General features: G+C 70.8%; 12 protein-coding genes and 1 pseudogene. 3 read left to right on the top strand and 10 right to left on the bottom strand.

Annotation, left to right across the window (positions count from 1 at the left end):
* Window positions 1-7 precede the first annotated feature (7 nt).
* From ACYVKA_RS14695 to ACYVKA_RS14650, 10 genes and pseudogenes are all read right to left on the bottom strand, one after another.
* Entirely contained in the window at window positions 8-1,720 is a 1,713-nt protein-coding gene (locus tag ACYVKA_RS14695) for a ribonuclease J (protein WP_394275765.1), read from the bottom strand.
* A 143-nt stretch (window positions 1,721-1,863) separates the two neighbouring features.
* On the bottom strand, window positions 1,864-3,147 hold the full coding sequence (locus ACYVKA_RS14690) for a cytochrome P450 (protein WP_460706547.1): 1,284 nt from the start codon (window positions 3,145-3,147) through the stop codon (window positions 1,864-1,866).
* Window positions 3,144-4,385, bottom strand: a complete 1,242-nt coding sequence (locus tag ACYVKA_RS14685) for a lycopene cyclase family protein (RefSeq protein WP_460706545.1) — start codon at window positions 4,383-4,385, stop codon at window positions 3,144-3,146. The genes ACYVKA_RS14690 and ACYVKA_RS14685 overlap by 4 nt, the downstream gene beginning before the upstream one ends.
* On the bottom strand, window positions 4,385-5,272 hold the full coding sequence (locus ACYVKA_RS14680; RefSeq protein ID WP_460706543.1) for a phytoene/squalene synthase family protein: 888 nt from the start codon (window positions 5,270-5,272) through the stop codon (window positions 4,385-4,387). Before ACYVKA_RS14680 ends, ACYVKA_RS14685 begins: the two co-directional genes overlap by 1 nt.
* The gene (locus ACYVKA_RS14675) at window positions 5,269-6,741 is read right to left on the bottom strand and encodes a phytoene desaturase family protein (protein ID WP_460706541.1); all 1,473 of its coding nucleotides are present in this window, start codon (window positions 6,739-6,741) and stop codon (window positions 5,269-5,271) included. Before ACYVKA_RS14675 ends, ACYVKA_RS14680 begins: the two co-directional genes overlap by 4 nt.
* Window positions 6,738-7,859: a polyprenyl synthetase family protein gene (locus ACYVKA_RS14670; RefSeq protein ID WP_394275760.1), complete on the bottom strand. Its 1,122-nt coding sequence runs from the start codon at window positions 7,857-7,859 to the stop codon at window positions 6,738-6,740. The genes ACYVKA_RS14675 and ACYVKA_RS14670 overlap by 4 nt, the downstream gene beginning before the upstream one ends.
* Window positions 7,856-8,452, bottom strand: coding sequence for an isopentenyl-diphosphate Delta-isomerase (gene idi / locus ACYVKA_RS14665; protein ID WP_460706573.1), 597 nt, complete (start codon window positions 8,450-8,452; stop codon window positions 7,856-7,858). The genes ACYVKA_RS14670 and idi overlap by 4 nt, the downstream gene beginning before the upstream one ends.
* A 465-nt stretch (window positions 8,453-8,917) precedes the next feature.
* Window positions 8,918-10,498 carry an FAD-dependent oxidoreductase gene (locus ACYVKA_RS14660; protein WP_460706539.1) on the bottom strand — a complete coding sequence of 527 codons (1,581 nt, stop codon included), beginning with the start codon at window positions 10,496-10,498 and terminating at the stop codon, window positions 8,918-8,920.
* A gap of 95 nt (window positions 10,499-10,593) precedes the next feature.
* On the bottom strand, window positions 10,594-11,136 hold the full coding sequence (locus tag ACYVKA_RS14655; protein WP_460706537.1) for a TSUP family transporter: 543 nt from the start codon (window positions 11,134-11,136) through the stop codon (window positions 10,594-10,596).
* Window positions 11,081-11,347 (bottom strand): annotated as a pseudogene (locus tag ACYVKA_RS14650) (TSUP family transporter); the annotation flags it as partial. The pseudogene ACYVKA_RS14650 and the gene ACYVKA_RS14655, both read right to left, overlap by 56 nt.
* A gap of 229 nt (window positions 11,348-11,576) precedes the next feature.
* Between ACYVKA_RS14650 and ACYVKA_RS14645 the strand changes: the two are divergent.
* The 3 genes from ACYVKA_RS14645 (at window position 11,577) to ACYVKA_RS14635 (ending at window position 13,836) form a co-directional block, all read left to right on the top strand.
* Complete coding sequence (locus ACYVKA_RS14645) at window positions 11,577-12,305, top strand: substrate-binding domain-containing protein (protein WP_460706535.1); 729 nt, start codon at window positions 11,577-11,579, stop codon at window positions 12,303-12,305.
* Window positions 12,306-12,592: 287 nt separating this feature from the next.
* Window positions 12,593-13,054, top strand: coding sequence for a molybdate ABC transporter permease subunit (locus ACYVKA_RS14640; RefSeq protein WP_460706533.1), 462 nt, complete (start codon window positions 12,593-12,595; stop codon window positions 13,052-13,054).
* A 53-nt stretch (window positions 13,055-13,107) separates the two neighbouring features.
* Window positions 13,108-13,836: a class I SAM-dependent methyltransferase gene (locus ACYVKA_RS14635; RefSeq protein ID WP_460706531.1), complete on the top strand. Its 729-nt coding sequence runs from the start codon at window positions 13,108-13,110 to the stop codon at window positions 13,834-13,836.
* Window position 13,837: the final 1 nt, after the last annotated feature.

Raw genomic sequence — 13,837 nt, 5'->3', positions numbered from 1 at the left:
CGCCGGCTCAGTTGTCGATGACCACCGGGATCACGACGGGGCTGGTGCGGCGCCCACGGCGGAACCAGCTGCTGACGGTGCGCTCCACCTCCTGCTCCAGGTCCTCCTGCTCGGTGCGGCCGGTCGAGATGGCGCGGTGCAGGGCCTTCTGGATCTTCGGGGTGAGCTCCTCGAACTCGTCGGCCCCCGGCAGCGCACCCTTGCTGATGTACTCGGGGTCCTCGACGATGTCGCCATTCTTCGGGTCGATGAACAGCAGCACCGTCACCACGCCGTCCTCGGCCAGCGCACGACGGTCGGCCAGCGTCTCGTCGTTGACGACGTCCACCTGGCCGCCCTCGACGAAGACCTGACGGGCCGGCACCTGGCCGACCACCTGGATGCGCCCCTTGACCAGGTCCACCACGGCGCCGTCGCGCACCACGAGCACGTGGTCGGCGGGCACGCCGGTCTTCTTGGCGATGGTGGCCTGGGCGTCCAGGTGGCGCCACTCGCCGTGCACCGGCAGCACATTCCTCGGCTTGATGATGTTGTGGCAGTAGGCGAGCTCCCCGGCCGAGGCGTGGCCGGAGGTGTGGACCTTGGCATTGCCCTTGTGGACGACGTTCGCGCCCAGCTCGGCGAGCTGGTTGATGACGTTGTAGATGGAGCTCTCGTTGCCGGGGATCAGCGAGCTTGCCAGCAGCACCGTGTCACCGGGGCCCACCTTGATCTGGTGGTCGTTCTTCGCGATGCGCGACAGGGCGGCCATCGGCTCGCCCTGGGAGCCGGTGCAGATCAGCACCGCCTTGTTGTCGGGCATCTTGGTCAGGTCGCGGTGGTCCACGAGGATCCCCTCGGGGATGTTCAGGTAGCCCAGGTCGCGCGCGATGCCCATGTTGCGCACCATCGAGCGGCCGACGAAGGCCACCTTGCGGTTGTGCTCGTGGGCGGCGTCGATCACCTGCTGGATGCGGTGAACGTGGCTGGCGAAGCTGGAGACGATGATCCGCTTCGGCGAGGTGCGGAAAACCTCGGCGATGGCCGGGGCCAGGTCGCGCTCGCCGGTGGTGAAGCCGGGCACCTCGGCATTGGTCGAGTCGACCATGAAGACGTCCACGCCCTCCTCGCCGAAGCGGGCGAAGGCGCGCAGGTCGGTGATGCGGTCGTCGAGCGGGAACTGGTCCATCTTGAAGTCGCCGGTGTGCAGCACTGTGCCGCCGGGGGTGCGCACGAAGACGGCCAGGCCGTCGGGGATGGAGTGGTTGACGGCCGCGAACTCACAGTCGAAGGCGCCGAGCTGGATCCGGTCGCCCTCGGCCACCTGCTTGGTGACCGGCTTGATGCGGTGCTCCACCAGCTTGGCGGTGATCAGCGCCAGGGTCAGCTGGGAACCGATCAGGGGAATGTCGGGGCGCAGCTTGAGCAGGTAGGGCACGCCGCCGATGTGGTCCTCGTGGCCGTGGGTGAGCACGATGCCCTCGATGGCGTCCAGACGGTCGGCGATGGGCTCGAAGTCGGGCAGGATGACGTCGATGCCGGGCTGGTCGGGATCGGGGAACAGGACGCCGCAGTCGATGACCAGCAGGCGACCGTCGAACTCCAGGACGGCCATGTTGCGGCCGACCTCGCCGAGCCCGCCGAGCGGCAGGATGCGCAGGGTTCCCTGCTGGGCCTGCTCGAGGCCCTTCTTCTGGTTCGAGCGGCCGCGTCCGCGTCCGCGGCTCCGGGTGGGGCTCATGGGTGCTCCTTCGTTCGGGGTTGGTGTGCGGGTCCGTCGGGCATCGCCACAGGGGGGCCGACGGGGAAGTCTCTGTTCCAGATTAGACAGTTGACGGCGATATGGCTTGTCGGCGAGGCCGTCCGGGCTCCCGACCGAGGCACTCAGCCCCAGTCCAGGCGCATTCCGCGGACCTGGTAGCCGGCCACCAGCTCGTCCCAGGCAACCGTGGGCTCGGCCACCAGACGTGGCCCCTGGACGAGGATGCGGCTCACCAGCACCTCGGTCTCGAGCATCGCCAGCGCCTGGCCCGGGCACTTGTGGGCACCGTCACCGAAGGCAAGTCCGGCCGCAGTGACGCCACGGGCCGTGGTGCGTCCGGGGCACAGCCCCAGCGGCTCGTCGCCCACCGCCGCCGGGTCCGCATTGGCCGCCCGCACGTCGATGTCCACCAGGCATCCCGCCTCCAGCACCTGCTCGCGGCCGTCCGCCAGCACGGTGACGGGGGCGGTGGTGCGCCGGTAGAGGTGTCCGACGACGGGTTCCAGCCGGATCACCTCGTACAGCACCGCCAAGCGGTGTTCGCGGTCCCCGGCCAGGTAGTCGTCGCGCAGGTCGTCGTCGCTCAGCAGGTGCCACAGCGCCATGCAGATGAACTCGCGGGTGGTCACCATGCCCGCCGTTCCATAGGTGACGGCCTCCACCAGCAGGTTGGGGGCGCTCCATCCCAGGCCGATCAGGTGGCTCATCACGTCCTCGCGGGGCCGACGGCGACGCTCGGCCAGTGCCGGGCGGACGTCACTCCACCAGAACTTGAGGATCGGCAGCAGTGCCCGCCGTGCCGCCTGCGCCCATTGGCGACGGGTCCGGCCCAGGTCGTCGCGGGTGATGTCGAAGGGCGGCTGGTCGAAGAAGGACTCCAGCCGTGCCGACATCCGCGCCAGGCGCCGCTCGCGTCCGGCCGGATCCTCGCCGGGACGCTCGTGGGTGAGCCCGACCACCTCGGCGGTCACCTCGACGGCGTAGTGCAGGGCCAGTTCGTCGACGGCCAGCCCCCGCGTGCCCATGGCCTGGGCGACGCGGCGCGCAGCCACCCGTTCCATCAGCTCGAGGTAGCGCTCCTGTACGACGGTGGGGGCGAAGAAGCGCGCCACCCCACTGCGCTGCTCGTCGTGCAGGGGGCCGTCGCTGATCAGGATGGGCCGGTGCTCCAGGCCGATCCAGGAGGTGTCAGCGGGGATCTTCTCCGCCGTGAAGCCGGCCTGTGTCGTCTGGTGCCGGGCGCGCAGCACCTGTCTGGCCGCGGACAGCGACCGGATCCGCCACAGCCCGTCGGTCTGCTGAATGGTGGGCCGGCCATCGGTGCCGGTGCCGGCGGCGGGCACCGGGACCTCGCCCGGGTGGCGGGCGCGTCTGCGATCGATGCCCCTTCGTGCTCGATCAGTCATCCATCGCTCCGGGTGGCAGGCCCGGCCCAGGCCTGCCCGGCACGGGAGCGGACACGCGGGCGCAGGCGCCAGGGGCCGAATGCCGTGGCGCGCACCAGGGCAGGCCGCGACGGGCCCATCCGACACCACTGCCCCGCCATGGCCGACAGCACCGCGGAGGTGGGGGCGGCGGGGTCGAGGACGGCTTGCTGGGCACGTCGCGGCAATCGGCTGAATGCCTCGAAGAGGTCGACGGTCTCGTCGCCCGTGAGCCCCAGCACGGCGCCGAGGGCCAGGCGCCGGACCAGGCGGCTGCCCCGCGGGGCTTTGGGAACGGTGCCGTGCTGCAGCAGGTGGCGGGCGGCGGCATCGGCCTGGGCCAGGCTCGCGAACAGGCTGTAGCCGCTGATCGGGTTGAGCTGTGCCCCGGCCGTCCCGAAGCGTGGCAGCCGCTGCCCCGACTGCTGGGGCAGCATGGGGATCCACACCAGCTCCGTCGCGGTCGCATCGTCGGGGGTGATGCCGTGGGCCGCCAACCGCACCCGCAGCCGGCGGGCCAGTTCGTCGACCCCCACCGGGGGGAGGGCCGCCAGGACGGTCTCCTCGACCAGCACCTGGCCGTCGGGCATCGGGATGGTGTAGCAGAAGCTCGCCGGACGGTCCCCCCAGCTCGGGGCACCGTCGAAGCAACGCCAGTCCATCAGGACGGCCCCGTCGCGGGCACCGTCGCTGCCAGTCAGCAGGGCCGTCGCCTGTTCGGGACGCAGCATCATCCCGAAGGCCGTCTGCACCGCAACGTCGGCGTGTGGGCCGTCGAGCAGGGGCCGCGAACCCCTGGCATCGACGACCACTGGCGCCAGTGCCGCCAGCTCCCGGTCGGCAACGCGCTCCCGCCGGATCCTTGCCCCGTCCAGTGAGAGGGCCTGCTGCAGCCGGGCGGTGTCGAGTACCACGTACTCGTCGTGCAGTGGCCGACGGCCGTGGGCCTGGAGCACGGTGCGGGGCGCGCGGGCCCCGACCACGTCCTCGGGAAGCCAGTCGGGCAACTGCCCGGCCCAGCCACCGAAGGTCTGCTGCCAGGCCCGGTCGGGTTCCGGGTCGACCGCCAGCACGCGAGCCCCGTGGGCGAGCAGCCGGTGCGCCAGGGCGCGACCGGCCGGGCCCAGGCCCACCACCGCGACGTCCACCCCGCTGGCAGAGGTATGCCCGCCCGGGCGTGTCGCGGCGCTACGGGCCCGACGCGATGACTGGGCGACCATCACGGCTTCTCGCGCGGGACGCGCACCAGTCCACCCAGGGCCATCGCAGCCTTGCGCCAGGTGGGGATTCGCAGGCGCTCGCCGAACACGTCGTAGTCATTGGCCTCCACCAGGTCGAGGATGCGGGCGTAGAGCACCTGGGCGGTGGCCACGCAGCGCGCCGACGGTCCTGGCAGCAGGGTGATCCCCGCGCGCGCCTGGCGGTAGAGCTCGCGGTTGCGCTCCACCTCGAAGGCCATGAGTGCCTTCCACGGCTCGTCGGCGACCCGACGCCACGGGTCGGCCCCGAAGCGACGCAGGTCCTCCTGAGGGATGTAGACCCGGCCACGGTCCAGGTCCTCGCCGACGTCACGCAGGAAGTTGGTGAGCTGGAAGGCGAAGCCGAGCGCCCGCGCCGGCTCACGTGCCGCCGCCGAGCGGGGCCGCAGCACTGGAAGCATCATCTCGCCGATCACCGCGGCGGAGCCCTCCATGTAGTCCAGCAGGTCCTCCCAGGTCTCATAGCTCTCCGTGTCCAGGTCCATGCTCATGGCGTCGAAGAAGCGGTCGAAGCACTCCATGTCGATCCCCGCCGCCGCAACCGAGGTGGCCACCGCCGCCAAGACCGGTTCGGCGGCGGCGGGATCGTCAGTGGCGGCGTGGAAGCGGGCACGGAATTCCTCGAGCGCGGCGCGGGTGGTGGGCACCCGGTCGGCATCGCTCGTGGCGCGGGGGGCGTCGACGATGTCATCGGCCATTCGGCACAGCGCGTAGACGGCGTAGACATGTCGGCGTTGGGCCCGCGGCAGCAAGACCGCTCCCCAGAAGTAGGTGGTGCCGTGCTCCCAGGTGATCCTGCGGCACTCGCGGTAGCCGACGCGCAGTTTCTGGTCCAGTTCGCTGCTCATCGGCGACCTCCCAGGTAGGTCCCGACGCGCTCGGCGGCGAGCTTGCCGCTGATCAGCACCATGGGCACCCCCACACCGGGAGTCGTCGAGGAGCCTGCGAAGAACAGCCCGGGCACCCGTGGCTCGTGGTTGGCCGGACGGAAGGGGCCCGTCTGGCGGAACAGGTGCGCCAGCGCGAAGGGAGTGCCGCCGCCCATGCCCAGCTCGGCCCACTCCCGCGGGGTGACCAGGCGCTCGGCCACCACGTCGCTCGGGTAGTGGTTGTCCTGCAGGAACTGATGCAGCCGCTCGCGCATCGGCCCCGATTCCGTGGCCCAGTTCACCCGGCCGTCGAGGTTGGGGGTGGGTTCCAGCACGTACAGGGTGTGGGCACCGTCGGGGGCCAGCTGCGGTTCGCCGATGGTCTGGATGGTGACCAGCCGCGCCGGGTCGCTCATCAGTTCACCCCGTGTGACGAGCTCGTCGAAGCAGTCCTCCCAGGCCTCGCCGAAGTGGATGTTGTGGTGGGCGGCTCGCTCGGGCAGTTGTCCCCGCACGCCCACGTGCCAGACCGCCGCCGAGGGCGAGTACACGGGCCGTCGCAGCGAGCGCGGCAGGGACAGCTCGGGCAGCAGCCACCGGTAGGCGACGGGGGTGTCGATGGTGCACACCACGGCATCGGCGGCCACCGGACCGTCGCCGGTGGCAACGCCCGTGACCTTCCCCGCCGAGTCGCGCAACAGGCCGGTGACGGTGGTGCCGTAGCCGATCTCGACGTGTGGGGCCAGCGCCGCGGCCATGCCCTGCGGGATCGCTCCCATGCCGCCCTCGGGCAGGTACACGCCGCGATAGGTGTCCATGTAGGTGATCACCGCGTAGACGCCGAGCGCGTCGGTGGGTGAAAGTCCGGCGTAGAGGGCCTGGAAGGACAGCATCCGCCGCAGGCGTTGGTCGCCGATGCGGGAGTCGATGATGCGCGACAGGGAACCGAAGGCACCCATGCGCACCAGCTTCAGCCCTGCGACGGGATTGTGCAGCAGGCCGAGCACCGAGTCGAAGTTGTGGTCGATGAAGTTGGGCAGTTCGGTGCGGTAGAGCTCGGCCAGGAAGGGCTCCAGCTCGCGAAAGGCACGGGCGTCCTCGGGCCCGCACAGCCTCTCCACCTCGCGGGCGGTGGCCTCGGTGGAGCCGCGCATCAGCAGCTCACTGCCGTCGGCGAAGACCCCCCGGTAGGCGGGGTCCAGACGACGCATCGGCACGGCCCGGGCCTGTGAGGAGCCGATGGCCCGCAACGGCTCGTCGAGCAGTTCGGGCATCGTCATGACGGTGGGGCCCAGGTCGAAGGTGAAGCCGGCCTGTTCCACCCGCAGGCCGCGGCCGCCAGGGGTGTCCTCCCGCTCCAGCACCACCACCCGGTGGCCCTGGCCGGCCAGGTGGCAGGCTGCCGACAGGCCGGACAGGCCGGCCCCGATCACGATGACGGTGCTCATGAACTCCTCCAGGCGATCCTGCGGATCTCGTTGGTCAGGTGGGCAATCCCCTCGGGGCTGACGACCTTGGTGTCCAGTGCTGCGCAGGCCAGCTCCACTTCGCGCACCACCAGCTGTTCGGCCTCCTCACGCACCCCCTGGTCGATCATCATGGCTGCCAGCTCGGACAGTTGCTGCCGATCGAGGCTGCCGGTGCCGGTGGCGCGCAGCAGCATCCGGCCCCTCTCGTCGAGGCGTTGGTCAGCCAGGGCCAGCAGCACGGTTGCCTTGCCGGCCTCAAGGTCGTCGAAGCTCGACTTGCCGGTGGTCTCGGGCTGGCCGAAGGTGCCCAGCAGGTCATCGCGCAGCCCGAAGGCCTTGCCGGCGTGGTCGCCGTAACGCAGCAGGCACTCGACGAGTTCGTCGCCGGCACCTGCGAGCTGGGCGCCCATCTGCAGCGGACGCTGGATGGTGTAGGTGCCGGTCTTGAGCCGGGCCACCTCCATCGCCTGGGTGATGTCTCGGCGTCCCATTGCCGCGCCGGTGAGGTCGAGCCGCTGGCCCAGCACCAGTTCGACGACCATGGTGCGCCAGGTCTCGCACACCGGCGCCGGCAGGCCTGCCACCAGCAGGGTGGCCTCGGAGTGCAGCAGGTCTCCGACCAGTACCGCCATGTTCTTGCCGAATTCCTCGGACGAACCCTGCGCAGGGCTGGCCCGGTGCAGGTCGCGGCTGCGGGCATGGACGCTGGGCTGGCCCCGGCGCAGCTCGGAGTGGTCCATCACGTCGTCCTGCACCAGCGCGAAGACGTGCACCAGCTCGAGTGCCGCACCCAGCTGGACCACCTGTGGATGGGGGCCTGCGGGGGCACCTGCGGCCACCCAGCCCCAGTGCACCATGGCAGGCCGCATCCGCTTGCCGCCGACAGCGGCCTCGCGGGCCAGTCGCGGCAGGTCCTGTTCGCCCAGCACGTCGGCCCGCCGGCCGGCCACGGCGCGCCAGTCGGCATCCAGCCGTTCCAGGGTTTGTTCCAACAGCTCGTCGACGGCCCGCAGCGTGTCGCCCAGTCCCCCACCGTGAGCTGCTGTCAGCCCCGCCTGCACAGGACGCCACGACGTGGCACTGCCAGGGGGGTTCACGGCCGGCCCCACAGCTGGTGGCCGTCGTCCTCGAGTTCGGCCAGGCCCCGGATCTGCAGCACGCTCCACGGGCTGAGCAGCACGGGCATCTGTTCGGCGGTGCGGCGCAGGTCGGCCCATTCCACCCAGGCGTGCTCGGCGACCTCCTCGGGGTCAGGGTCGACGGCCCCGGCATCCACCCAGCCGGTCATCACCGGGCACAGCTCGTTCTCCACCAGGCCCGACGCGTCGACGGCGCGGTAGCGGAAGTCGGGCAGCACCGTCGAGAGCCCGCGGGGTGCCGTGCCCAGCTCCTCGGGCACCCGACGCAGCGCAGCCTGTTCGTGGCTCTCTCCGGGCCTCAGATGGCCACAGGCAGCATTGGTCCACACCCCAGGCCACGTGGCCTTGTGCAGCGCGCGACGGGTGATCAGCACCCGGCCGGTTTCATCACGAAGGTAGGTGGAGAAGGCCCGGTGGCGCGGTGTGGCGTTGCCGTGCACCTCGAGCCTGTGGGCGGTGCCGGTGTCGTGACCGTCCTCGTCGCTGAGCACGACCAGGTCGTCGTCCTGCAGCACTGCCTGACCGTGCAGCCGTCGCAGCAATGAAAGCAACTGCTGGTGCTGTCTTGAGCTGAGCCGGTCCGCACCGACCTGCTGCACCCGCGGCCAGGTGACCGCGAGCAGGTCGACGCCGGCCGGCTCGATCCGGATCCGGGTGCGCAACCCTCGGCCGCGTCGCCCGATGCGGGCGATCAGCCCCCACCCCTCGGCGCGGTCCAGCAGCCCGGCCAGGTGCTGTGCAGAGAAACCGCAGGCCCGGGCGAGTTCGGCCGGGGAACAGTCCGGCTCCTGGTAGACCTGCGCGAGCAGCAGGAAGAGCTCCACCGAGGCGCCGGCCTCGTGCAGTTCGGGAGCGGCCTCGGCCGTCAGACGGCGGGCACTGTGCACCACGGCACAGAAGGTGGAATCGCGGGCCACCTCGAGGGCGCGCTGGTACTGGGCGTCAGCCCGAGACGGGTGTCCTGCCGCCTGCCTACCGATCTGGTCCCCTGTCATGCGTACAAGGTATCAAGATCTTCATTCCACTGGGGCGGAACTCAGAATCCGACGCAATCCCTTGCGCAGCGGGGATGTGATGGCAAAACGTGGCTTCGTCGGAGCGGTCCAGATGTCACTGCCCGCCACACCCCACCCCGCCAGCAACACGTTGGCGGCCAGCACGCCCGTCGTGGCCGCCCGCTCCATCAGTGCCACCGGGTAGTCGCACCGGATCCCGTCCCCAGCCAGCACCACGCGCTCGTCGGGCGTCTCGACCCCCGGACGCTGGCCCCACGGAGAGGTGTCTACCAGGGCGCAGTCGTCGAGCAGCAGCCACTGCTCGGCCAGCTGCTCGGCACCGGCCAGCTCGGGGTGCAGCACGTCCTGCTGCCGGGCCAGTTCGACCTTCAGCTCGTCGGGGTCGGCATCATCGGGCACGGCATAGGCGTGCAACTCCACGACGCTGCCGCCGTGCTCGTCGGTCCACGCCCGTGCGGAGCGCTCGAACTGGTGGACCATCGAGACATTGTCGAGCGGGCCATAGCCGCTGGTGCCCAAGAAGTCGGGGGTGCCGTCGGCGGGGCGGGCCGCCAACCAGCGTCGCCAGACCGCGAAACGTGGTGCCCTGCGCAGCCCCGCCACCCGGGAGCGCCACGGTCCGTCACCCAGGCCGTCGCTGGCCTCGACGATGCGCTGCAGCGGGGCGATGTCGGTGGCGAGCACCACGGCGTCGGCCCGCAGCTCGCCAGCGTCGGTGTGGACCACGACCCCGCTCTGGTCACTGTCGATGCGCTGCGCGCTGCAGCCGGTGTGGATGGTGACGCCCAACCGTCGCAGGTACTGCGCCAGCGGATCCCACAGCACGGTGGTGAAGTCGTCGGCGGCGACGTCGAAGAGCAGCCCTTCGGCGGAGCCGACGAAGTAGGTGTGGAACATCGCGACCAGCTCACCACCGCTGAAGTCCCTGGGATCGGCGAAGAAGCTGCGCGCGAAGACCTCCAACGCCAGGTGCCGCGCGCTGTGAGGGAAGCGCAGCCGGTCCAGCACATCGGCCGCACTCACCCCGTCGTGGTCGGTGTAGGTCTGCGGGAAGCGCACGGCCAGCAGACCCATCGCCTCGTCGATGTCGACCTGGGCCAGCGCCGTGACGGGAAAGCTCGGCGACTGCAGCACGAAGCCCAGCAGGTTGAACGGGGGCGTGCGGGGCACCCGGGCGAAGGAGTCACGCGGACCGTCCTTGAGCACCAGCGGGTAGTCATCGACCGCGCGTAGGCAGCGCAGCTGCGGATCGACGCGTCGCAGCAGGGCACGTAGTTGGTAGTACTGGCGGAAGAAGGCGTGGAAGCCGCGGCTCATGGTGGTGGGGCTGCCCGCCGCCTCCACCGGCCAGGACCCGACGCGGCCACCCAGCTGCCGTTCTCGCTCCACGAGAGTCACCTGCACGCCGCGCTCGGCCAGTTCGGTGGCGGCCGACAGACCCGCGATCCCCCCACCCACAACGACCACGCTGCGGCCGTGCGCGCGAGGAGTTCCCTTGGGACCGGGGTGGCATTGCGCGCGGGTGTCGCGCCCGGGACGCCAGGTCAGTGAATCGCGGTCACGGCTCAGGATGCGCATCATGGTTCGACACTACCCATCCCGGCGACGTCGCGCCGCCCGCGCCCTTTGGCGGTCAGGGGTGGTTCTTGCGGGAGTGGCCGCACCGGGCGCTCAGCTCACGAGCTTCGGCAGGTACTGGGCTGCAGTGGCCAGGCCGACGAGCACGAGCATTGCGATGAAGCCAATCCGCAGTCTCCGCTGGTCGAAATGGCTCGACAGGCGCCCGCCCAGGAGCGTGCCGAGGACCGTGGCCATCGCGAAGGGGCCGATGAGGTCCAGTCGACATCGAGTCCGTGTGCAGCCCTTCCAGCCAGGGCGACGGCGGAGTTGATGGCGATCACCAGCAGCGATGTCCCCACTGCCTGGGACATTGACAGGCCGACCACGTGCGTCAGTGCTGGCACGACGACGAAGCCACCGCCGATCCCGAAGAAACCGGTGAGAAGCCCGACGGCGGTCGCGGCGAGCGTACGCACGGTCCATCCGCGCTCGCCCGCACCAACCGGAGCTGGAGACCGCATCTTGAGCGCCATGATGGTGGCCACGGCCAGCAGCAGCCCCGCAAACAGGGCCATCAGCAGGTCCTCGGGGGGCCCGTGCGGACAGGCGTGACCCGATGAGCGATCCTGCCACGCCCAATGCGGCGAACAGGAGGCCATCGGCCACTCGGACCCGGCCCTGCCGAAGCAGCGGCACGACACCCACGATGGATGCCAGGCCGATGATGACGAGTGATCCCGTGGCCGCCTGGTGGGCGTCCTGGCCGATGAGCGTGGTGGGGACCGGCACGGTGAGGATCGCTCCCCCACCCCCGAGGAGACCGAGCAGGGTGCCGATTGCCAGCGCCAGGGGGAGCAGCCACCATGCCATCACGAAACACACACTGCCACGGGTTCGGGGCCATGATGCCGAGGCGCCCCCTCGCTCCCCGGGAAGTCGACCATGGCCGCCTGATGCCCCAGGGGTATTCATGGTCACGTGTCGCCACCTGACCCGGTCGTCGGTCACAGAAGGGTCACGCTCCGCCACCGCCGGGAACCACGCTGCCCCGTCCGACGACTTCTGACAGGACACAGGGAACTCACCCCAAGGAAACACCATGACCACCCGACGCACCCTCCTCGCCACTCTCGCGCTGCTCCCAGTGGCCGCCTGCGGCACCACGCCGAGCGCTCCCGTCCAGGACGGCAGCAGCTCGCCGTCCACCGCGCCCGAGCTCACCGTCTTCGCCCCCGGGGCACTCGCGGCCCACACCCAGGCCCTGACCGCCGCGTACACGGCGGAGGGTCTGGGCACAGTCGTCTTCGAGGTGGGACACACCCCGGTCCAGCGGGAGCAGCTCGCCAAGGGCGCCGCCCCCGACGTGTGGATCTCCGCAAGCCCGACGGACATGGCTGCCGCGGCCCAGGAGAACCTCGTGGCGGCCCAGGAGAACCTCGTGGCGGCCAAGGCCGTCACCCCCGTGGCCACCACGCGACTCGTGGTGCTCACCGCCCCCGGCAACCCGGCCCGGATCGACTCCGTCGAGGACCTGGCCGGCAAGGACGTCACGGTGCTGCTCGCCGCCGAGACCCTGCCCATCTGGAAGACCACGGCCAAGACCTTTGCCCGCATCGACGCCGCGCACCCAGGTTTCTCCCAGAAGGTCCTGGCCAACACCGTCTCCCGGGAGATGGGGGTCCAGGCCATCGTCAGCAAGGTGCGGATGGGCGAGGCCGATGCGGGCATCGTCTTCGTCACCGACGTCCCCAAGTACTCCACCGACATTGACACCGTAGAGATCCCGGAGAACCTCAACACCTCCCTGGCACTGTCGGCCGCCCCGTGACTGCCGGCCGCCAGCAGGATGCCGCCAAGGCCTTCGTCGACTGGCTCGCCACGGGCCGCGGCCACGCCGTCCTGACCGACGCGGGCTACCAGTCCGCGTGACCTGCCCACGCACCCGACCGGCGGGCACACTGTTCCTGTGGCTCGCCGTCCCCCTGGTCGCCCTGCTCGTCCTGCCCGTGGCCACCCTGGCCTAGGGTAGGACTGACTGACACACCACTGGAGGCCCTGTGCGACCCCGACGTCGGCAGGGCCATCCGGCTGTCCCTGCAGACCAGCACCCTCTCGATGGTCCTGGTCCTCGCCACCGGCACGCCACTGGCCGCACTGGGCATCACGGTGCCCTTCTCCACGACCGTCGTGGTACTCGCCCAGGTCTTCGTGGCAGGCCCCTTCTTCGTGCGCGCCGCCCGCGTCGGCTTCGCCGCGCTCGACCCGGCCGTGCGGGAGGCCGCCTTCGTCGACGGCGCCACGGAGGGGCACCTGTTCCGCCACATCGCACTGCCCTGCACGGCGCGAGCCCTGGGCGCCGGCCTGGTCCTGGCCTGGGCTCGCGCACTGGGCGAGTTCGGCGCCACCATCTTCTTCGCCGGTAACCGCGAGGGCGTCACCCAGACCATGCCCCTGGCCATCTTCGTCGGCTTCGAGAGCAACCTCGACGTGGCCGTGGCGTTGTCACTGGCACTCCTGGGTGCCAGCGTCGTGGTGCTGCTGGCTGTCGGCAGGGTGGGTGCGGAACGTGCCGCCTGACCCGTTGCCGGGCCGCATCGTGTGCAACAGTGGGGCCGACCCCAGGAGGACGTGTGACACCTACCAACCAGCCCCTCACCCGCGACGACCTGTCCGGTGGCTTCGACGAGGCCTCCACCCACTACGACCTGATGGTGGCCCTCAACCCCGGGTACCGCAGGCACCTGCGCGCCGCCGCCGAGGCCTTGCTGGACGGCATCGACGATCCGCTGCCCACCCTGCTGGACCTCGGGTGCGGGTCTGGCCTGTCCACCCGCGCGCTGTTGCGCGCCGCCCGCCGCCGGGGCATCACCCCGCGCATCATCGGCGTCGACGCCTCGGCCGGGATGCTCGCGCGAGCGCGCTCCCGGCGCTGGCCCGAGGGTGTCACCTTCGTCCATGGACGCGGTGAGCGACTCGAGGACCTTGGTCTGCCACCTGCCCACGGGGCACTGACCTGCTATCTGCTGCGCAATGTCACCGACCTGGACGCCACTCTGGTCGGCATCCAGGCGGCACTGCTTCCCGATGGTGTCCTGGTTGCCGAGGACTATTCGGTCCGCGGGTCGGTGGCGGCCCGCCGCCGATGGGGCCTGGTGAACCGTCACATCATCCTGCCGCTGGCCGGCATCATCACCGGCGATCGCAGCCTGTACGAGTATCTTCACGGCTCGGTCGACGACTTCTGCACCATGCCGGAGCTGGCCGAGCACCTGCACCGGGCAGGTTTCCATGACGTGGCCTCCCGCACGGTCGGCGGCTGGCAGCGCGACATCCTGCACCTGGTGCGGGCCCGGGCCTGAT

Source organism: Luteococcus sediminum (assembly GCF_054783495.1).
Note: the sequence above shows the minus strand (reverse complement) of the source record. Positions and strands in the feature narration are given on the sequence as shown.